At 72.4% G+C, this 19,062-nt stretch carries 19 protein-coding genes; 11 read left to right on the top strand and 8 right to left on the bottom strand.

The annotated features are described in order from the left end of the window. Positions 1-119: 119 nt before the first annotated feature. On the bottom strand, positions 120-770 hold the full coding sequence (locus ACLJWH_RS26800; protein ID WP_411144315.1) for a GntR family transcriptional regulator: 651 nt from the start codon (positions 768-770) through the stop codon (positions 120-122). Positions 771-1,008: 238 nt separating this feature from the next. Here ACLJWH_RS26800 and ACLJWH_RS26795 point away from each other — a divergent pair, with 238 nt between their 5' ends. After that, complete coding sequence (locus ACLJWH_RS26795) at positions 1,009-1,980, top strand: multidrug resistance efflux transporter family protein (protein WP_411144314.1); 972 nt, start codon at positions 1,009-1,011, stop codon at positions 1,978-1,980. Here the strand turns inward: ACLJWH_RS26795 and ACLJWH_RS26790 are convergent. Both ACLJWH_RS26790 and ACLJWH_RS26785 read right to left on the bottom strand, forming a co-directional pair. Further along, the gene (locus ACLJWH_RS26790) at positions 1,958-2,170 is read right to left on the bottom strand and encodes a hypothetical protein (RefSeq protein WP_411144313.1); all 213 of its coding nucleotides are present in this window, start codon (positions 2,168-2,170) and stop codon (positions 1,958-1,960) included. The genes ACLJWH_RS26795 and ACLJWH_RS26790 overlap by 23 nt on opposite strands. Beyond that, the gene (locus ACLJWH_RS26785; protein ID WP_411144312.1) at positions 2,167-2,364 is read right to left on the bottom strand and encodes a hypothetical protein; all 198 of its coding nucleotides are present in this window, start codon (positions 2,362-2,364) and stop codon (positions 2,167-2,169) included. The genes ACLJWH_RS26790 and ACLJWH_RS26785 overlap by 4 nt, the downstream gene beginning before the upstream one ends. Positions 2,365-2,487: 123 nt before the next feature. Here ACLJWH_RS26785 and ACLJWH_RS26780 point away from each other — a divergent pair, with 123 nt between their 5' ends. Further along, on the top strand, positions 2,488-3,648 hold the full coding sequence (locus tag ACLJWH_RS26780) for an FAD-dependent monooxygenase (RefSeq protein WP_411144311.1): 1,161 nt from the start codon (positions 2,488-2,490) through the stop codon (positions 3,646-3,648). 376 nt (positions 3,649-4,024) lie between these two features. Here ACLJWH_RS26780 and ACLJWH_RS26775 read toward each other — a convergent pair whose 3' ends face one another. Both ACLJWH_RS26775 and ACLJWH_RS26770 read right to left on the bottom strand, forming a co-directional pair. Next, on the bottom strand, positions 4,025-4,984 hold the full coding sequence (locus ACLJWH_RS26775; RefSeq protein WP_411144310.1) for a LysR family transcriptional regulator: 960 nt from the start codon (positions 4,982-4,984) through the stop codon (positions 4,025-4,027). A gap of 222 nt (positions 4,985-5,206) precedes the next feature. After that, on the bottom strand, positions 5,207-5,599 hold the full coding sequence (locus ACLJWH_RS26770) for a helix-turn-helix domain-containing protein (protein ID WP_411144309.1): 393 nt from the start codon (positions 5,597-5,599) through the stop codon (positions 5,207-5,209). Positions 5,600-5,813: 214 nt separating this feature from the next. On the opposite strand from ACLJWH_RS26770, the gene ACLJWH_RS26765 reads away from it, so the two are divergent. Together ACLJWH_RS26765 and ACLJWH_RS26760 are read left to right on the top strand one after the other, a co-directional pair. Continuing rightward, complete coding sequence (locus ACLJWH_RS26765) at positions 5,814-6,122, top strand: toxin-antitoxin system HicB family antitoxin (protein WP_411144308.1); 309 nt, start codon at positions 5,814-5,816, stop codon at positions 6,120-6,122. Further along, positions 6,119-6,490 (top strand): fic family toxin-antitoxin system, toxin component, encoded by a 372-nt coding sequence (locus tag ACLJWH_RS26760; protein ID WP_411144307.1) that lies wholly within the window; start codon positions 6,119-6,121, stop codon positions 6,488-6,490. The genes ACLJWH_RS26765 and ACLJWH_RS26760 overlap by 4 nt, the downstream gene beginning before the upstream one ends. An 84-nt stretch (positions 6,491-6,574) precedes the next feature. Here the strand turns inward: ACLJWH_RS26760 and ACLJWH_RS26755 are convergent, their stop codons facing one another. Continuing rightward, positions 6,575-7,243 (bottom strand): class I SAM-dependent methyltransferase, encoded by a 669-nt coding sequence (locus tag ACLJWH_RS26755; protein WP_411144306.1) that lies wholly within the window; start codon positions 7,241-7,243, stop codon positions 6,575-6,577. A gap of 367 nt (positions 7,244-7,610) precedes the next feature. Here ACLJWH_RS26755 and ACLJWH_RS26750 point away from each other — a divergent pair, with 367 nt between their 5' ends. Beyond that, positions 7,611-8,537 carry an aminoglycoside phosphotransferase family protein gene (locus tag ACLJWH_RS26750; RefSeq protein ID WP_411144305.1) on the top strand — a complete coding sequence of 309 codons (927 nt, stop codon included), beginning with the start codon at positions 7,611-7,613 and terminating at the stop codon, positions 8,535-8,537. Positions 8,538-9,251: 714 nt separating this feature from the next. Here ACLJWH_RS26750 and ACLJWH_RS26745 read toward each other — a convergent pair. Then, on the bottom strand, positions 9,252-9,443 hold the full coding sequence (locus ACLJWH_RS26745) for a nuclear transport factor 2 family protein (protein WP_411144304.1): 192 nt from the start codon (positions 9,441-9,443) through the stop codon (positions 9,252-9,254). A gap of 118 nt (positions 9,444-9,561) precedes the next feature. Between ACLJWH_RS26745 and ACLJWH_RS26740 the strand changes: the two genes are divergently transcribed. The 5 genes from ACLJWH_RS26740 (at position 9,562) to ACLJWH_RS26720 (ending at position 15,866) form a co-directional block, all read left to right on the top strand. Further along, positions 9,562-9,717: a hypothetical protein gene (locus ACLJWH_RS26740; RefSeq protein ID WP_411144303.1), complete on the top strand. Its 156-nt coding sequence runs from the start codon at positions 9,562-9,564 to the stop codon at positions 9,715-9,717. A 369-nt stretch (positions 9,718-10,086) separates the two neighbouring features. Further along, positions 10,087-11,562, top strand: a complete 1,476-nt coding sequence (locus ACLJWH_RS26735) for an amidohydrolase family protein (RefSeq protein WP_411144302.1) — start codon at positions 10,087-10,089, stop codon at positions 11,560-11,562. Beyond that, positions 11,559-12,671 carry a M20 family metallopeptidase gene (locus ACLJWH_RS26730; protein ID WP_411144301.1) on the top strand — a complete coding sequence of 371 codons (1,113 nt, stop codon included), beginning with the start codon at positions 11,559-11,561 and terminating at the stop codon, positions 12,669-12,671. The genes ACLJWH_RS26735 and ACLJWH_RS26730 overlap by 4 nt, the downstream gene beginning before the upstream one ends. Positions 12,672-13,676: 1,005 nt before the next feature. After that, a complete protein-coding gene (locus tag ACLJWH_RS26725; RefSeq protein WP_411144300.1) occupies positions 13,677-14,936 on the top strand; it encodes an MFS transporter in 1,260 nt (419 codons plus the stop codon). Positions 14,937-14,972: 36 nt separating this feature from the next. After that, positions 14,973-15,866, top strand: coding sequence for a serine hydrolase (locus tag ACLJWH_RS26720; RefSeq protein WP_411144299.1), 894 nt, complete (start codon positions 14,973-14,975; stop codon positions 15,864-15,866). 313 nt (positions 15,867-16,179) lie between these two features. On the opposite strand, the gene ACLJWH_RS26715 is transcribed toward ACLJWH_RS26720, so the two are convergent. Further along, on the bottom strand, positions 16,180-17,802 hold the full coding sequence (locus ACLJWH_RS26715) for an amidohydrolase (protein WP_411144298.1): 1,623 nt from the start codon (positions 17,800-17,802) through the stop codon (positions 16,180-16,182). Positions 17,803-18,056: 254 nt separating this feature from the next. Here ACLJWH_RS26715 and ACLJWH_RS26710 point away from each other — a divergent pair, with 254 nt between their 5' ends. Continuing rightward, a complete protein-coding gene (locus ACLJWH_RS26710; RefSeq protein WP_411144297.1) occupies positions 18,057-19,046 on the top strand; it encodes an Lrp/AsnC family transcriptional regulator in 990 nt (329 codons plus the stop codon). The last annotated feature ends 16 nt before the right edge of the window (positions 19,047-19,062 follow it).

The raw sequence follows: 19,062 nt of genomic DNA, 5'->3' as shown, positions 1-19,062 counted from the left end.
TGACCGGGATGTCTCATGAGACATGCTGAGCGCGCAGAACGCGCCCATGCAACCACCTGCGCGCGACAGCGGTGGCCGGAATCCGGCGAGGCTCCGTCCGGGCCACGGCGTGGGCGGCCTCACGCCTCCGGATCGTCCACCGCGTCGAGTTCGCCCCAGATCTCGCCCGACAGCTCCGCCGCGGCGTCCGGCGCACCCGCCGCGCAGGCGTCGATCAGTGCGTCGTGCCGCGCGGCCGAGGCGCGTGCCGCGGTGCTGGAGAACCGGCGGCGCTCCAGCCGGCGGAGCAGCGGGGTGTAGCGCCGGACCGTCTCGGCCAGCGCCGCGTTGCCGCACACCTCGATGGGCACGGCGTGCAGCGCGTCGTCGGCGGCGATGGCGGCCGTCGGGTCCGCGGCGTCCAGCGCGCGGACGAACGCGGCGTTGGCCGCCCGCATCCGCGCCAGATGCGCCTCGGTCATCCGGGGGACGGCCGTCCGGACGGCCAGTGCGTGCATCGCCTGGACGACCGCCAGTGCGTCGTGGATCTCCTGTGCCACCACGGGGGCGACCCGGGTGAAGCTCTGCGGTTTCGACACCACCAGCCGCTCCCCGGCGAGGCGGGCGAGCGCCTGCCGGACGGGAGCGCGGGAGAGTCCGAGGCGCTCGGCGAGTTCCGCGTCGTTGAGTTTCTGCCCGGGAGACAGTTCGCCGGAGACGATCGCCTCCAGCAGCGCGTCGTACGCCTCGTCGCGCAGCAGCCTTCTCGGCACCGGTTCCAGTGCGGTCACGCCCCGATCCTAAGCGCCCACCCCGCCCGCCGGGACCGCTCGGGAGGTCACTAACATTTCAGATGTCAATTGCCCCGGCTGTGCGGCGCCAGCCGCGGACACCGGACCAGGGGCAGGTCAGCGGCGAGAGGGCGGGGGAGACACGGTGCCGATACGGATACCGGCAAGGGCGCGGACCGCACCACGGACGGACCTGGGGAGCACCAGGGCGGGGACCGGGACACCGGCGCGTGGGGGCGTGGCCGGCCCCATGGCGCTGGGCGTCGTCGCCGCCGCCTGCTTCGCCACCACTTTCGTGCTCAACCGCTGGATGAGCGTCGCGGGCGGCTCCTGGCTGTGGAGCGCGAGCCTGCGCTATCTCTTCATGGTCGTCCCGATGGTCGCGCTGGTCGCCCTCCGCGGCGGGCTGCCCGGCGTACTGCGCAGCCTGCGGGCCCGCCCCGGGGTCTGGCTGGTCTGGTCGACCGTCGGCTTCGGGCTCTTCTACGCCCCGCTGACCTGGGCCGGCGAGGCGGGCGCGGGCTGGCTGGTCGCCTCCACCTGGCAGCTGGTGATCGTCGCGGGCATCGTCATCGGCGCCCTCGGCGGCGGCCGGATCCCGCCGCGCACCCTGGGCGTCTCCGCGCTGATCGTCGTCGGCGTCGCCCTGGCCCAGCTCCAGCACGCCAGCGGTACCGGGCTCGGCACGGTCCTCCAGGTGGTGCTGCCGGTGACGGTCGCCGCCGTCGCCTACCCCCTCGGCAACCGCAGGCTGCTGGGCCTGGACGGCCTGGACGGCGTCCAGCGCACCCTGGCGATGACGCTCGGCTCGCTCCCGCTGTGGCTGGTCCTGGCCGGTACCGCGGCCGTGACCCAGGGCCCGCCCACCGGCGGCCAGTTGGTGCAGTGCCTGGCGGTCGCCCTGATGTCCGGCGTGGTGGCCACCACCCTCTTCTTCCGCGCCACCGACCGGGTGCGCCACCACCCCGCCGCGCTGGGCGCCGTGGAGGCGACCCAGGCGGCCGAGGTGCCCTTCACCCTGCTCGGCGAGGCGCTGGTGGTGGGCGTCGCGGCGCCCACGGCGGCGGGCTGGGCCGGACTGGCGCTCATCGTGCTCGGACTGTGCGCGCACGCGCTGGGCCGGACACCGGGCGGCACCGCCGCCCGGCGGGACGACGGCGCCCCGGCCCCAGCCCCGGCCCCCGCGGTCAGCGGCCACCCGCGGCGGTGAGCCGGGCCCGGTGATGCGGCTCCGTGGCCACCGACACCGCCGTGAGCGCCGACGCCGTGGCTCCGTCCAGCACCGCATGGTCGGGATGGGCGTGCAGCAGGTGGCTGAGCGCCGGCAGATCGTCGGCGGCACCGGCGACGGCGGCCCGCGCGGCGGCGGGTGCCCCGGGCAGGCCGGCTGACGCCGTCACCGTGCGGTCGGCTTGGCCGGCAGGGTCTGCGGTCGACCGAGGTGCACCGACGAGCCACGGGTCAACACGATCCCGTGCAGGCCGGCGAGGTCACGGCGTACCGCGGCGGGCGAGGTGCCGAGCCGGTCGGCGGCCTTGGCCACGTTGGTTTCCTGGGGCAGCGCGTCGCGTGCGGCGAGCAGGTTCAGATCCACCGGCCCGCCCGAGGTCATTGCTCAGAACGGAATTATTGCGTGCCGTTCTTTGCATTGCTGTCACGGCATCCCGTGCCAAGGCTTGAGGTGTCCGCGGAGCGCGGGCGATGCAGTCACTGAGATGTGCGTCGGCAGCATAGGGAGAGAGACGTGCGAAACAGGAATGTTCTGATCTCCGGAGCGAGTGTGGCGGGGCTGGCGCTGGCCTACTGGTTGCAGCGCGCGGGTCTCCAGCCGACTGTCGTGGAGCGGGCGCCCGGCCTGCGCAGGGGTGGGCAGGCCATCGACATCCGTGGCGCGGCGCTGCACGTCGTGGAACGGATGGGGCTGCTCGACGAGATCCGGGCCGCGACAACCGACATGCGTGGCATGTCGTTTGTGGACAGCCGGGGTGCGGAGTTGACCAGGTCCACCGAGGCCACCCTGACCGGCGGGTTGATCGACAACGACGACGTCGAAATCATGCGCGATGACTTGACCACCCTGTTGTTCGACGCCGGCCGCTCCGGGGTCGAGTATTTGTTCGGTGATGTCATCACCTCCCTCGCGCAGGGCGACGACGCCGTCGAGGTCGAGTTCCAGCACGCCCGTCCGCGCCGTTTCGACCTGGTGATCGGCGCGGACGGCCTGCACTCCGGCGTGCGCAGGCTGGCCTTCGGCCCGGAGTCGGAGTTCGTCCACTTCCTCGGCAGCTATCTCGCGATCTTCAGCGTGGAGAACTTCCTCGGCCTCGACCATTGGCAGATGTACCACACTGTCGATGACGCGCTGATCGGCGTCTACAGCGTGCGGCAGAACACCGAAGCACGGGTGATGCTGCGGTTCCGGTCCGAGGAACTCGACGTCAGCCACCGGGATCTCAAGCGGCAGAAGAACATCATCGCCGGGCGCTTCGCCGATGTCGGCTGGGAAACTCCCCGGCTGCTGGCAAGCATGTGGGACGCGCCGGATTTCTACTTCGACCCGATGAGCCAGGCCCGCCTCGATCGCTGGTCGAACGGGCGAGTCGCGCTCGTCGGCGACGCGGGTTACTGCGCTTCGCCGCGAGGCGGCATGGGCACCAGCATGGCCCTCGTCGGCACCTACGTGCTCGCAGGTGAACTCGCGAACAGCCACGGCGACCACCGCGCGGCCTTCACGCGCTACCAGCAGATGACGGGAGGCTACGTCCGCGGGATCCAGCAACTCGCGCTGGACAAGGCCGTCGACCGGACGGTCCCGCCCGCCGACCTCGCCCACGCGGCCAACGCCATCGCCCTCGCGGACTATCCCGACCACGGCTGACGCCGCCGACGGAGCACCCCCGGCGCCACGCCGCGTCCCCCATGTCCGCCATATCCGCCATGTCCGCCACCCGGCATGAGCGAGTCTCGGTCACCTCCGCCCCGAGGCGGGACACCTGATCAAGGAACTGGCCCAGCCGGTGGCGGAGTTGCTGCTTGCCACAGAAGGAACTCAGCCCGGCGGACGGCCCACGCCGGGACAGTGCCGACACGCCGGTCCTCGTCCGCACACCGGACGGCCCCCACCACGCGACGAGCGCGACGCAACGGACCTGACCGGCGAAGGGCATCACCACGGCGCGACCTGGAACGCGGTCCCGGACTCGGTTATGTCTGCCACCTGTTGGGGGTGTCTGCCTGCCGTCCCGCCCTCGCCCCTACCCCGTGGTGCTCCCCGGAGAGCGGTCGTCCCCCGTCCGGGACCGCGACCGCCTGGCAGCCGCGGTCCCGGACGGGTCCAGGACCGCGGCTGCCAGGCGGTCGCGGAACCAGCAGTGTCCCGGGTCGGTCGAGTTGCGGGGGTGCCAGGCCATTCCGAGGTCGAGCGGGGTCAGATCGAGGGGGATGGGGAAGGTGCGCAGTCCCAGTGCGGAGATGGTGTCGGGGAGCCAGTCGGCCAGGGTGAGGGTAATGAGGTCGGTGTCCCGGGCGAGCATCATCGCGCTCGTATGGCTGGGTACCACGACCGCGATCCGGCGCCGCAGCCCGAGCCCCGCGAGCACGCTGTCGATGGGCCCGAGGCGCTTGCCGAGCCGGGAGATGCCGATGTGGTCGGCCGCGGCGAAACGGCGGGCGTCGATCCGCCCGTCGAAGAGCGGATGACCGCTGCGGGCGATCCCGACCAGCGGCACCTGGGTGAGCGGTTGGGTCCGGATCTCCGGGTCCAGGTGTCCGAGGACACCCAGTTCGACGTCCACCCAGCCCTGCCGCAGCGCGGGGCCGCCCTCCAGGGCCTCCGGCAGGAAGACCACGTCCACGTGCGGGGCCTCCGTGTGGATCCGCTCGGTCAAGGTCCCGGCCAGCCCCACCAGGAGCAGGTCGGTGGCCTGCACGGTGAAGGTGCGCTGGAGGTGTACGGCATCGAAACCGGCTCCGGGCCGCAGGACGTTGTCGCAGCTGCGCAGCAACGCGCCCACCTCCTCGCGGAGTTCCAGGGCGCGCGGCGTCGGGACCATCTCCTGGCCCGCGCGGACCAGCAGCGGGTCACCGACCGCACGGCGGAGCCGGGCCAGCGTACGGCTGGCTGCCGCGGGGGACGTGCCGAGTCGCTCCGCGGCGCGGGTCACGCTGTTCTCCTGGAGCAGGGCGTCCAGGGCGCGTAACAGGTTGAGATCCATTGATGCTCCTGAGCTGTGCTTTTACTCTTTGTTGCAGGGTCTGGGCGGGCTGGACATCCCCAAGCTCGGCGAGCCCGGCTCCCACGGTCCGGCCTGCATCCCACGCCCGGCCTGATCCGCTTGTGTGCGGGCGTGGAACATGTGCCGCACGCCACGGGGCGAGCCGCACGAGAACCTGTCCCCGACCGATCGGTCGACGACCGGTACGGGCAGTGCGGGCGGTCAGGCGCTCGGCCGCATCCACGCCATCGTGAAGCACGTCGGCACGCCCGCGGCCGTCGCTTCCTTGCGGTACGTCCTCGGCGACCGGCCGACGATGGCGCGGAACGTGCGGCTGAAGGTTCCCGGGCTGCCGAAGCCGACCTCGAAGCAGATGTCCGTCACGCTGCGGTCGGTCTCCCGCAGCAGGAACATCGCCCGCTCGACCCGGCGGCGCTGGAGGTAGCGGTGCGGCGTCTCACCGAACGTGGCCCGGAAGGTGCGTGCGAAGTGCGCCGGTGAGACATGGGCGATCCGGGCCAGGGCGGGAACGTCCAGCGGCTGCGCGTAGGCGCGGTCCATCGCATCCCGCGCCCGAAGCATGCGGCGGTTGGTCTCTTCTGTAGCGCGGCTCACGACGCCATCTCATCATGGAGCTCCGTCCGCCGGCCGGGGACGGATCGGTACCCGGTACGGGCCCGCCGGCCGCCGGGCGGCGCCGACGTGATCGAGGCGGTGGGGGGGGACGGGAAGGCCCCCGCAGACCGGGCAGCCAAGGCGGCTCGGTTCGAGCCGGACGTCGGCGCTCGGCCGCTTGCTGGTGCTAGCGGATGCGAGCTAGCTTGGAGGCGTGGCGAAGACACAGCTGAACGTCCGTGTGGACGAAGCCACCGCCGAGGCGGCGCGGGCGCGCGCCCTACAGCGGGGAGTGAGTGTGAACCGCTATATCGAAGAGCTCGTCCTGAAGGACGCGGGAGAGGTCGGCCAGACCTTCGTCGAGGCCGCCTCCGACTTCATGAAGCAGTACGAGCGGGTCTTCGCGGAGGAATTCGGCCTCGATCCCGGCGGGGACCGCGGCCGCGAACCGACCACCGGCGGCGAACGGGCTTCCGGCGGCGCACGGACCACCGGCCGGGAAGGACACCCGGGCGCGAAGTGACGCTCCGCATCGATCTCGCCTGGCTCCTCCTGATCGCCGAACAGCACACCCCCGGCGATCCCCAGGTCACCGACTGGGGCGCCCTGGTGGCCGCCGTCAGCCGCCATGAGGCGGAGATCTTCGGTGTCCCCGTCTACCCCGACCCCCAGGACCGGGCCGCCGCGCTCCTCCAACTCCTGCTCCAGGTACCGGCACTGGAGCGCTCCAACGCGATGTTCGCCACCGCCGTTGCCTACGGCTACCTCGTCGCCAGCGGCCTGAAGATCGCCACATCCCCGGAGCGCGTGCGCGACCTCGCCCACCTCATAAGGGCGGGGGCGACGGACGTCCACACGATCGCGAACGAACTGCGGACCTGGACCGTGTGACACCACCGGGCACCCGCCACCGGCCACCCGGCAGTCGGCTCGCCAGGGAGCTTGTACGGAGCGGCTCGGCCCCCGGCCGTCCGCTCAGCCGATCGGCCGCCGCGCCGTGCCCAGTACCGCCGGCGACATGGGCAGCTGCGGGCCCCGCTCCGGCACGTTGAGCCGCCGTACGCCCACCACCTCGAACCCCGCCGCCCGGATCTCCCCGAGCGGATCGCGCCAGCAGTGACAGCCGCCCGTCAGCAGCGGCCACACCGTACGGTCCAACGACCACTGCACCGCCGCCAGCCCACCGCCGGACGCCCGCCCGTGCTCGAAGAACCGCAGTTCACCGCCGGGGCGCAGGACCCGCAGCAGTTCCCCGAGCGCCCGCCGCACATCGTGCACGGAGCACAGCACCAGCGACGCCACCGCCACATCGAACGCCTCGCTCTTGACCGGCAGTCGCTCCGCCACCCCCGGTACCAGATCGACCGGCACCGCGGCGCGCGCCGCCGCCGTCCGTGCCACCCGCCGCAATGTGGGCTCCGGTTCGATCGCCACCACCTCCGACACCGTCCCCGGGTAGTGCGCGAAGTTCAGCCCGGTGCCCGCACCCACCTCGATGACCCGGCCCATCACCCCCGTCAGCAGCTCACGCCGGAGCGCGGCCAGCCCCGCCCGCCCCTCCGCGGCCGCCGCGCAGCGCGCGTAGTAGCGGGCGAAGATCGGGTGGTGCACGGTTTCCCGTGAAACTTTCCTGCGCTGCCACATGACGGCCCCTTCCGGCGACGACGGCCACTGCGCTCGCTGTCAGTCTCCCCGCCGACGGGCGGCCGAGTCCCCGAACGTGGGTGTGAGACAGTCCGCCCCTGGGGGCGCCATCGCGTATTCCTCACCGGTCCGCCCCTGTTGGGGCGCGCAGCGTGACGGCGTCCCCGTGGCGCCCCCGTTCGCGGAGATCACCCCGGACGCGTCACCCCGCGGGTGCCGCATGACCCCGCAGGTACTACCCGATCCGCTGGGATGGTGTGTGGCTAAAGTGGCGGCATGCTTTGACGCCTGCCCGGTATCCGGGCACCCCCGTGGCCTCCTTCGTTCGTCGCATCCCGACTCCGAACCCACGAAGGAGACTTTTCCCATGAACACGTCGACTCTCATCGACGTCCCCGACGCGTTCGCCGCGTCCTACGGCGCGCACGGTGCCGAGGAGCGGGCCTGGATCGCCGAACTGCCCCGCCTCGGCGGTGACTTCCTGGAGCGCTGGGGGCTGCGGCTCGACGGCCCGGCCGCATACGGCATGGCCTCGCTCGTCCTGCCCGTGCGCCAGGCCGACGGCGCACCCGCCGTCCTCAAGCTCCAGCAACTCCGGGAGGAGACCGCCGGCGTCGCCACCGCTCTGCGGGTGTGGCGAGGCGACGGCATGGTGTGCCTGCTCGACCATGACGCGGCGAGCGGCACGCAGTTGCTGGAACGGCTGGACGCGGCCCGGCCACTGTCCTCGGTGACCGACGACCAGGTGGCCGTGCAGCGCCTGGCCGAGCTGATGGCCCGGCTGACCGCGGTGCCCGCTCCCCAGGGCCTGCGCCGCTTGTCCGACCTCGCCGCCGCCATGCTCGACCGGACCCCGCAGGCCGTGCCGGCGCTGCGCGACCCCGCGGAACGGCGTCTGGTGCGCACCTGCGCCTCCATCGTGGCCGAGCTGATCGGCGAACCCGGTGACCGTCTGCTGCACTGGGACCTGCACTACGACAACGTCCTCGCCGGGGAGCGGGAGCCCTGGCTGGCCATCGACCCCGAACCGCTGGCCGGCGACCCCGGATTCGAACTGCTGCCGGCACTGGACAACAGGTGGGACGAGGTGCTGGCGACGGGTGATGTCGCACGGGCGGTGCTCCGCCGCTTCGACCTGCTGACCGAGGTCGTCGGCCTGGACCGGCGGCGGGCCGCCGGCTGGACTCTCGGCCGCGTGTTGCAGAACGCGCTGTGGGACATCGAAGACGGCAAGACCGCGCTGGGACCGGCTCAGACCGCCATCGCCACGGCCCTGCTGCACCGTTCGCCGTAGCCGCTCGCCACAGCCACCCGGAAGAGCCGTTCGCCGCAGCCGTCGGGAAGAGCCGGGTGACGGGCCGGGGCACCGTCCCGTCCAGGGCTCCCGCCCTGCCGTGCCCGCCCGCCGTGCCGGAGCATCGTGGCGCGGACCGGGCGCGTCCACGCGCGGGGCGCGGCCGAGGCGCTTGCCGTACTGAGGCGACACCGCGTCACGGGGGAGTCCGGTAGGCGCGCGTGAGCCCGGCAACGCACTGCGACCGGCAACGCACTGCGATCGAGGGCGAAGCCGTGGCACGGTGCCGAGGCGGCGGACCCCGGGGAACGACAGCTGCCGAACCGTCCCCGTGCCGCGACCGGATGTGGCTCGACGGCCCTGGGCCTCCCGTACACCGTGCGGCAGGTTCTGCCCGATCTGCTGCACGAGATCCGGTCGGTGCTCGGCGACCGGCTGCTGGGCCTGTACGTGTACGGGACGGCGGTGAGCGGCGACTACGACGAGGGGGTCAGCGACATCGACCTGCTGGCAGCCGTCGCCGACGGGCCGGGGCCCGGCACCCTGAGCGCACTGGATGCCGGCCACCGCCGCTTCTGGGCCGGGCACCCGGGCTCTCTCGACCGACTCGACATCCTCTGTCTGCCTGCCGCGTACCTCTCCGGTGAGCTGAGTGTCTCGGGTGAGCCGGCCGTCTCGGGTGAACTGCCGGTTCCGGCCACGGTGTCACCCGGTTCACCGTTCCGGGCGGGCACTGCGCCGCGAGGGTGGCACCGCGTCGCCGCCGGCCGCGGTGCCGGAGATGGCGTTGTCGCCGGGCAGGGTCCAGGTGGCGTCGTCGTGCAGCAGCGACCGGATCGCCTGCCAGTCTCCCGTGGCGAGGGCGGTGTGGAACTGCCGGCCGAGGGTGTGAGCCGGTCCGGACACTGGCCGACCTGTCACGGCCCGGCGGCGTCGCGTTCTCCGCGCGGAGGTCTCCCCTGACGTCGACGAACGGCGCGCCGGTCTCCGGGAGTGCCTGCGACGCTGTAGTGACCGGGTCGAGGTGATCCTGGACGCTGCCCGCGACCGGGGCGAGACGCCGCCCCCGCTGGAGCGGATCGTCGCCCCGCTCTACTTCCGCGTCGTCTTCTCGGTCCCCGGCACCGACGAGATGTACGCCCGCGCCCTGGTGGCCGACCTGCTCACCGCCCGGACCTGACCGCGCGATTCCTGGGCGGCCGCCGTGGTGGTGCGGTGGCCCCGCCGGCCCGGGGGCGAACCGTCAGCGCGGGCTCCGGGCCTGCCCGGCCGGTCACTTGACATGCGGGCGAGACAACCAGGCCCGATAGCGGCGATTCTGTGTTGTTCGGGTCGTCGGGTGTGGTGTGCCAAGGCCCGGACAGCCCGGCGGACCGGCCCGGTGGCGTGGACGACAACGGGGACCTTGTCGTGCCGGGTTCGTCGGGGTGCATGAACAGACCGCCACGGATTCGTCGGATCGGACCAACAGCGGTCCCGTATCCCCCTCCTAAGGTTGCACCGGAGACCAGCGGGTGCTCCAGTGCGTCCTCGACGAGGAGACGAAAGCATGCAGACACTTTTGCGTGGCGGCCGTGTCATTGATCCGGGAACCGGGCTCGACGGTATCGCCGACGTCCTTGTATCCGACGGCGTGGTCGGCGCCGTCGCAGCCGGGCTGGACGCGCCGCCGGGATGCACGGTCCTCGACGTCACGGGTCTGGTCGTCGGGCCGGGGTTCGTCGATCTGCACAGCCATGTGCACTCGATCGCGGGGCACCGGTTGCAGGCCATGGACGGCGTGACGACGGCGCTCGACCTGGAAGCGGGCCTCATGCCCATCGGGCGGGCGTACGCCGAGGCCGCCGCGGCCGGACGCCCGCTGCACTACGGCTTCTCCGCCTCGTGGGGTGGTGCCCGAGCCCAGGTGCTCGCCGGCATCCGGCCCGACGCACAGATCGCGAGCGGCCTCGCGGTGCTGGGAAACCCCGCATGGCAACGCTCCTCTTCCCCTCGCGAACTCGCGAAGTGGCTGGCTCTGATCGAAGGTGAGCTGACCGCCGGAGCACTCGGCATCGGAGTCCTCCTCGGGTACGCGCCCCACAGTGCGCCTGCCGAGTTCCTCGCGGTCGCCCGGCTTGCCGCGAAGGCCGGTGCGCCGACGTATACACACGTCCGCGAGCTGGTCGAGGTGGATCCCGGCACTCCGGCAGACGGCTCCGAGGAGATCGTCATCGCCGCGGCCGAGACCGGCGCCGCGATGCACCACTGCCACGTCAACAGCACTTCGGGCCACCACATCGACCGGGTACTCGGCGCGTTGGACAGTTCACGGCGGTCGGGATCCCGCGTGACCGTCGAGGCATACCCGTACGGGGCGGGCAGCACGGCGATCGGCGCCGCCTTCCTCGACGCCGATCGGCTGCGGATGAAGGGCCTGTCCGCATCGAGCGTCGTGATGCTCGAATCGGGGGAGCGCATCGCCGACGAAGGCCGCCTGCGGCAGTTGCGGAACAGCGACCCCGGGGCGCCCTGCATTCTGGAGTTCCTCGACGAGGGCAACCCGCGCGATCTGGCGATGCTGCACCAGGCACTGGCCTTCCCGGACGCGATCGTCGCCAGTGACGCGATGCCCGTCTTCTGGCAGGACGGCAGCAACGACAGCACCGTGTGGCCACTGCCGCCCGGGGGGACGACGCACCCGCGCACGGCGGGCACGTTCGCCAGGACGTTGCGCGTGATGGTGCGCGAGAGCGGCGCCTGGGACTGGCCGGAGGCGTTCCGGCGCTGTGCCCACCTGCCGGCGCGGGTCCTCGACGACGTGGCGCCGGGCGCTCGGGCGAAGGGACACCTCGGGGTCGGTGCGGACGCCGACATCGTCGTCCTCGACCCCGGGACGATCACTGATTCCGCGACCTACTTCGACCCCACGCGGCCGTCCGTGGGCGTGCGGCACTTGTTCGTCGGCGGTGTCCCGGTGGTCACTGCGGGGGAGCTGCGGGTCGACGCGCTCCCCGGCCGGCCGCTGCGAGGTGAGCCGCGATGACGTCGACGCACACCGATGTGGCGGTGCGCGCCCTCCTCGCGGACATCGAAACCCTGGTCCGGTGCGAATCGCCGTCGTCCGATCACGAAGCCGTCGCCCGCAGCGCGGATGTCGTGGCGGCGTTGGGACGCCGGCTGCTGGACGCGGAACCGGATCGCGTCGTGGTCGACGGATGCACACACCTGAGATGGCGGTTCGGCGAGACGCCCCGTGTCCTGTTGCTCGGACACCACGACACGGTGTGGCCCGCCGGATCGCTGGAGACACACCCGTATTCCGTCCGGGACGGGGTGCTGCGCGGACCGGGCTGCTTCGACATGAAGGCGGGTGTCGTGATGGCGCTGCACGCCGCCGCGGCCGCCGGGAACCGGACGGGGCTGTCGATCCTGGTCACCGGTGACGAGGAGATCGGCTCGCCCTCGTCGCGGCGGCTGATCGAGGAGGAGGCTCGCGGCTGCGACGCGGTGTTCGTGCTGGAGGCGTCGGCCGACGGCGGAGCGCTGAAGTGCCGCCGCAAGGGCGTTTCCCTGTACCGGATCGACGTGGCAGGCCGGGCCGCACACGCCGGGCTCGAACCGGAGAAAGGGGTGAACGCGGGGGTGGAGGTCGCACACCAGATCCTCGCCGTCGCGGCACTCGCCGACGCCGAACGCGGCACGACAGTGGTGCCGACGGCCCTCTCCGCCGGTACCACGACCAACACCGTTCCCGCCCGCGCCAGTGTGGCGGTCGACGTCCGGGTGTGGGACGAGGCGGAGCAGCGACGCGTCGACCAGGCCGTGCGGGGCCTCCGGCCGGTACTGGCGGACTCGCGGATCCGGGTCTCGGGTGGCATCAACCGACCGCCGTTGCAGGCGGACGCATCGTCGGGGTTGTTCGACCTCGCTACGTCGCTCGCTGCCGATATCGGCCTCGGCGCGCCCACCGCCGCCGCTGTCGGTGGCGCGTCGGACGGTAACTTCACCGCCGGCCTCGGGATCCCCACCCTCGACGGCCTCGGCGCCGTAGGCGGCGGGGCCCACGCGGACGACGAACACGTCGTCGTCGCCGAACTGCCGCGGCGCACCGCACTGCTCACCGCCCTGATCGACGCCGTGCTGGCGAAATGAACGCCCTGCGGTACGACGAATGCGGCGGGCGACCATGGTGCGGCACCACGGTGATCCGCCCGGCAAGCCAGGAACGGAGAGTCCCGTGAGGATCTCGCGACGCATGTGTCAGGTCTGACGTCCCCGGTCGCGAGCGCAGCCGCGCCGGCCGCCGCGAACACCGCTGCCGCGGCCTCAAGGGTGGAGATCCGGGACCTGACCGAGGTTTCCGACCTGGTCGACCGCTCGTCCTGCGGGGCGGCCACCGGCCCGTGCCCCAGGGACCGGGCCTCGGCGTCCCCCCCCGCTTCCCGGCCTGCTGGCGGAGGTCACCACCTCGCAGGTGTGGCTCGGCGCGTAGCACGGGACGAATGCGGTGTGGGGGCTTCGGCCGGGTTGGCCCAACGGGGGCCCCTACGAACGGAGTTACCTCCGAGCGTCGCCGACACCGGTGCCTGGCAAGCCATACACAGGCCGGGCACGCGTCCTCGAAGACCTCGGGGAAATCCGGCGGGCCGCCGGCAAGCCTGGCGTCACCCCGCTCGGACCGGCCCGGGGCGCCTCGTGGGCGCAGGCCGCCGCGCTCCGAACCCCGCCCGCCGGGGGGCGTCGGGGACGGCCCAGCGCGGACGCCGGGCGATCGGCATCGGCCCGCCCTCGACGGTGCCGGGCTCGGCCGCTCGCGCGAGGGCGCGGACCGGGCGCTGTGGGTGCCGCTCACCGACGGGGGCGCCCGACGGGTCGTCACGGCGGCGGAGGTCCACGTCCATGGGCTCCTGCTGGATCCGCCGAAGTCGGCGGGATCACCTCGACGACCCGGCGAGCGGTTCGCGTTGATGCGGCAACTCCCGCTGTCGCCACCTCCGTTCGGCCCACCACAGTGAGCGGAATCCGGACACAGCAACGAAATGCCTTCGTCGGTACCGCCCGAACACCACCGGAAAGTTTGTGGAACTCCACGAACCGGCTGCGTGACCTGATGTTCAGGATGGCCACCAACCTCGACGCAGCGGTACGGAGGTATCCATGACGGCGGTGGTCACCGAGGACACCTGGACACCGGCTCGGGTCAACCGGACAGCACTGATCACGATGGTGGTCATGCTGTTCGCCTGGTCGGTCGACTACATCGACCGGTTCTCCATCAGCATGGCGCTGTCGTCGATCGGACGGGATTTCGGGCTCGGCAAGGCCGAACAGGGCCTGCTGGTCGCCGTGTTCGCGCTGGTCTACATGATCTGCCAGATCCCGGCGGGGCTCCTGGCCGATCGATACGGCTCCCGCAAACCGATGCTGGTCACGCTCGTACTGTGGTCGGCGTTCACCGCGCTGACCGGGATGGCCGGCACCTTCGGTCTGCTTCTCCTGGTCCGTGGCCTGTTCGGCGTCTGCCAGGGCGTGTTCCCGGCGGCGTCGTTCAAAGCCGTCGCGGAACGGACGACACCGGCGAACCGGGCGACCGCCACCGGCGTGATGATGTCCGCCAGCGGGATCGGGGCCGGGCTGGCACCCCTGATCGTCGGCCCGTTGCTGATGGCCGTCGGCTGGCGGCACACCTTCTTCTGGATGGCGGGTTGCGGCGCGGCCATCGGCATCGCGGTGTGGGCGATGCTGCCGAAGGCACTGCCGGACCGGCTGAGCCGGCTTCCCCGCACGGTCGTGCAGACGCCCGAGATCTCGCGGGCACAGCTGCTGAAGTCCCCTGTGGTGTGGAAGTTCGCGCTGCTGTTCTGCCTGGTGAACATGCTCAATTACGGCCTGATCACCTGGGTGCCCAGCTACCTGCTGGAGGCCAGACACCTGTCGCTGAACCAGACCGGCGTGCTGGCGGCGATCCCGATGCTGGTCGGCGTCGTCACGACCGTCCTCGGCGGCTGGCTGTTCGACCGGTACTTCCATGACAAGGCCCGGCGGTACCTGGTGTCCATCGCGATGGTGACCGCGGTCCTGCTCGTCCTGATGGTGTCGGCGGACAGCACAGCGGAGTTCACCCTCTACGAGACGTTGGCCGTCGGGGTGTCCGGGATGGCGACGATGTGCATCTTCGGCCTTCCGCTGCGGGTGCTTCCCACCGCGGTGACCGGCCTCGGCTCCGGGATCATGAACTTCGGCGGCCAGGTCGCCGGCGTGGTCGCCCCGGTGACGATGGGCTGGCTGACGGACACGTTCTCCTACAGCGCGGCGTTCGGCTTCCTCATCGGCACCACGCTGCTCGCCGCGGTGATCGCGCTCTGGGTCCCGCAGCGCGCCGAACAGTTCACCTTCACGCCGGCCAGTTCCCAGTAGACGGTCCATACCGGACAGACAGGAGCGATCCCCCCCATGGTCACCGAATCAGAGCTGATAGAGACGATCACCCGCCGCGCGGCCGAAGTCGGCGTCCGGGTCTGGCTGCACGCGGCCGATCTGGACGGCCCGCGGCAGGTGGGCATCGACGCCGCGGAGCCGGTGGTCACCGCGTCCGTGTTCAAGGTTCCCGTCGCACTGGAGCTTGCCCGGCAGGCGGCCGCCGGGGAAGTCGACCTCGCCGAGCGCATCGAGGTGGCACCGGGACATCCGACCGCCAGCCCGTACGGCCTCGCGACGTTCCGCCATGAGGTCACGATGTCCTGGTACGACCTGGCCGTGCTGATGATCGGTATCAGCGACAACGTCGCCACGGACCTGATCGTCGGGAAGGTGGGAAAGGCCGCGGTCGCCGAGTCGCTGCGCCGGCTCGACCTGCCCCACACGGCCGTCCCTCAGGACTGTGGGGAGCTGTTGCGCACGATCGGGGAGGACCTCGGGATCGACTACCAGGACGACGAGCGGATTCTGGCGGCGTTGCCGACCGAACAGCTCGCCGGACTCCGTGCGTTGACACCCCAGGACACCTGCCGGACCACCGCCGCGGAAAGCACCCGCTTGCTGGGCCTGATCTGGCGGGACGAAGCGGCGCCCGCGGCGGCGTGCGCCGACGTCCGGCGCTGGATGGAGCTACAGGTGTGGCCGCACCGGCTGCGCTCCGGCTTCGCGGACGACGACGTCAGGACCAGCGGCAAGACCGGAACGCTGCCCTCACTGCGCAACGAGATCGGCGTGGTGGAGTATCCGGACGGCGGCCGGTACGCGGTCGGCGTCTTCACCAGGGCCGTCGATGCCCGTTCGAGAGTTCCCGAGCGGGACGCCTTCATCGGGTTCGCCGCAGCTCAGGCGGTGGACTGGCTTCGGCGGTGACCATGCCGGCCGGGTGTGGCACCGGCCGCGATGAATGTTCCGCTGGCGGCGACGACGCCGAGTCGCGGGTGCCCGGCGAACGCGAGGTCCGGTTCCCCTCGCGGGGGCCGGTCGCGGGCGGAGCCGGTTCGGCGCTGTACCCGTGCTCCCGCTCCGAGGTGCCGGCGGAGGTGCTTTCCGCGCAGGCGGAGGTGAACCGCCGGGACGACGGCGGCGAGAACGCCGGTGCAACCCTTCTCCGGACCGGCTCGCGGGGTTGAACCTCGGGAGCCGGTCCTCGCCGTTGACCGCGGTCGCCGGGTGGCTGCCGGGGTCAGCCGACGGGGCGGGGGCTGTGGACGAGGCGGCCGCCGAGGAGGGTGTGGGTGGGGTCGAGGTCGCGCAGGGAGTCGGTCCGGCAGTGGGCGGGGTCCTGGTCCCAGACGGTGAGATCGGCGAGTCGGCCGGGGGTGAGGGTGCCGCGCAGGTGGTCCTCGCCGAGCAGGCGGGCGGCCTGGGTGGTGTGCAGGGCGATGGCCTCGTCGTAGCCGATGGCGTGCTGGGGGCCTTGCACTCCGATGACGGTCTGGCGGGTGGTCATGCCCCAGACGGAGCGCATGGCGCCGAACCGGCCGACGGGGAAGTCGGATCCGGCGGTGACCAGGGCGCCCTGGTCGAGCCAGCCCCGGGCCGGGAAGAGGGCGGCGACGCGTTCCGGGCCCCAGAATCCCAGCTCCACCTCGGCGGTGTCGTGCAGCAGCGGCTGCTGGATGGTGACGGGGACGCCCAGGGCGACGGCGCGGGCGCGCTGCTCGGCGCCGGCCAGGCCGCCGTGCTCCATGACCAGCGTCCCTGCGGGCAGGCCGGGGTTGCGCCGCAGGACGCGTTCGTAGACATCGAGGAGGGTGCGGACGGCGCGGTCGCCGTAGGCGTGGGTGCCGGCCCGCCAGCCGCGGCGGACCACCGCCTCGACCGCCTCCACCAGCGCGTCCGGCTCCCAGGTCAGCGTTCCACGGAAGCCGTGGTCGCATGCGTAGGGCTCCTCGGTGGCCCCGGCCTCCAGGCCGCCGTCGATCATGAACTTCACGCCCCACACCCGCAGCCACGGGTCGGCGCTGTACCGCCAGTCCGCCATGGCGTCGAGCAACTCCTCCACCTGCGCCGCGCCGGTCAGGCCGACTGCCGAGATCAGGGCTCGCACCCGGGTGCTGAGCGCGCCCTGCTGCCGGGCGGCCCGTAGCGTCGCGTAGTCGTCGAGGGTGACCATGCAGTCCCGGACGGTGCCGATTCCGGTGGCGGCGTACCGGCTGCTGGCCAGGCGCAGCCCGTCGACGCGCCGGGCCTGCTCCGGTGCGGGGACCAGGCGCTCGACCAGGCCCGTGGCGTTGTCGATCAGCCGGCCGTTGAGCCTGCCGTCGCCGTCGCGGCCGATCACCCCGCCCGGGGGCTCGGGCGTGTCCTCGGTGATGCCCGCGAGGCGCAGCGCGTAGGAGTTGACGACGGCGTTGTGGCCGCCGCGCCTGACCAGGACCGGGTGCCGGTCGGTGGCCCGGTCGAGTTCGGCAGCGGTGGGCATCCGCCGCTCGGCGAGGTTGAGTTCCTGCCAGTTGGCGGTGGTGCGGATCCACCGGCCTTCGGGCGTGGTCCGGGCGCGTTGCCGGATCAGGTCCAGGAATTCGGGGACGGTGCGGGCCTGGTGGACGGGTACGTCGTGGGCGCCGTCCCCGGCGAAGACCAGGTGGGTGTGGGTGTCGTCGAACGCGGGCAGGACGGTGGCCCCGGGCAGGTCGAGGACCGTGGTGCGCGCGGTCACCCAGTGGTCCAGCGCCCTGGGGTCGGGTGACAGGGCGGCGATGCGGTCGCCCCGGACCGCCAGGACCCGCTGCGGGTCCTGGCCGGGCACCAGGGTGTGCACCGCGGCGGCCCGGATCAGCAGATCGGCACCGTGATCGGTCATGGTCACTCCACAGCATCTCGGCGTTCTCGTTCGGCGCGTGCAGCGAGGCGGCGGCGGGGCCGACCGGCAGCCGGACCGCCCGGACACCGGAGCCGCCGGAGGTGGCGAGCGCGCGGGGCCGGCGTCCTGGGCGGCGGTAAGCCGGGAGTGCCTGCCACCACGTCCGCTGACAGGACCGTTGTACGGGCAGGCAGCGTGATTCACGCACCTTCAGCGGCTTGCGTGCAGGAAATACGCCACTACTGCGACCTACTATGCAGATTGTGCGCCACACGCTGGACGAGACCGATCGCCGGATCACGGCTGCCCTGCTCGCCCTGCCCCGCGCCTCCTGGCGTGCGGTCGGCCGCTGCCTGGGCATCTCCGAGCGCACCGTCGTACGCCGCGCCACCCCGCTGTACGCCGACGGCACCCTGCGCGCCACCGCCGTCCGCAACCCGGCACACTTCCCGCACCTGATACCGATGGCGCTGCGCATCCGCTGCCGCCCCAACAGGATCCGCGCGGTGGCGCGCACCCTGGCCCGCCGCACCGACACCGTCTGGGTCGACATCCTCGGCGGCGACGAGATCTCCACGATCGTCTTCCTCGACGGCCCGACCGCCCGCAACACCCTGCTGCTGCGGGACCTGCCCGCCACCGACGCCGTGGGCTCCTGGACCGCCCACACCCTGCTGCGTGTCTTCCCGACCTCGTTCCACTGGACCGCCGGCCTGCTCTCGCCCCAGGACATCGCCGGGCTCGACCCCGCCCCGCGACTGCCGGCAGCGGCTCCGGTGTCCCTCGGCAGCATCGACACCGCCCTGATCTCGGCCCTCGCCGAGAACGGCCGGGCCACCTACGCCGACCTCGCCCAGCGCGCCGGCACCACCGCGCTCACCGCCCGCCGCCGACTCGACGCCCTCGTACGCGGCCAGGTCGTACGCCTGGCCACGGAGGTGGACCTCGCCCTGCTCGGGGTGCACGCCGAGGCCCTGCTGTGGATGACCGTGCAACCCGGCGCACTCCAGGAGACCGCCACGGCCCTCAGCGCCCACCCGCAGGTCCGGTTCACCGCCGCCACCACCGGCAGCGCCAACCTCCTCATCGCCCTTGCCGCAGCCGACCTCGACGCCCTGTACACCTTCCTGACCGCCACCGTCGGCGCCCTGGGCGGGATCACCGCCATCGACACCACTCCCTTGCTGGCGACCGTCAAACGCACCGGACTGATCCGCCACACACCCCTGGCACCTCCCGTCTAGCCGGCGTGCGGCGCTC

Origin of the sequence: Streptomyces sp. x-80, assembly GCF_046549095.1 — a bacterium.
In the GTDB taxonomy this organism is placed as follows: Bacteria; Actinomycetota; Actinomycetes; order Streptomycetales; family Streptomycetaceae; genus Streptomyces; species Streptomyces celluloflavus.
The sequence above is the reverse complement of the archived record's forward strand: the minus strand, read 5'-3'. Positions and strand labels throughout refer to the sequence as shown.

Bases quoted from the DNA above. Each gene is read 5' to 3' on its own strand.
- ACLJWH_RS26775 (WP_411144310.1), bottom strand. From the start codon at position 4,984: ATGGATCTCAACCTGTTACGCGCCCTGGACGCCCTGCTCCAGGAGAAC.
- ACLJWH_RS26755 (WP_411144306.1), bottom strand. From the start codon at position 7,243: ATGTGGCAGCGCAGGAAAGTTTCACGGGAAACCGTGCACCACCCGATC.
- ACLJWH_RS26750 (WP_411144305.1), top strand. From the start codon at position 7,611: ATGAACACGTCGACTCTCATCGACGTCCCCGACGCGTTCGCCGCGTCC.
- ACLJWH_RS26735 (WP_411144302.1), top strand. From the start codon at position 10,087: ATGCAGACACTTTTGCGTGGCGGCCGTGTCATTGATCCGGGAACCGGG.
- ACLJWH_RS26730 (WP_411144301.1), top strand. From the start codon at position 11,559: ATGACGTCGACGCACACCGATGTGGCGGTGCGCGCCCTCCTCGCGGAC.
- ACLJWH_RS26725 (WP_411144300.1), top strand. From the start codon at position 13,677: ATGACGGCGGTGGTCACCGAGGACACCTGGACACCGGCTCGGGTCAAC.
- ACLJWH_RS26720 (WP_411144299.1), top strand. From the start codon at position 14,973: ATGGTCACCGAATCAGAGCTGATAGAGACGATCACCCGCCGCGCGGCC.
- ACLJWH_RS26715 (WP_411144298.1), bottom strand. From the start codon at position 17,802: ATGACCGATCACGGTGCCGATCTGCTGATCCGGGCCGCCGCGGTGCAC.
- ACLJWH_RS26710 (WP_411144297.1), top strand. From the start codon at position 18,057: ATGCAGATTGTGCGCCACACGCTGGACGAGACCGATCGCCGGATCACG.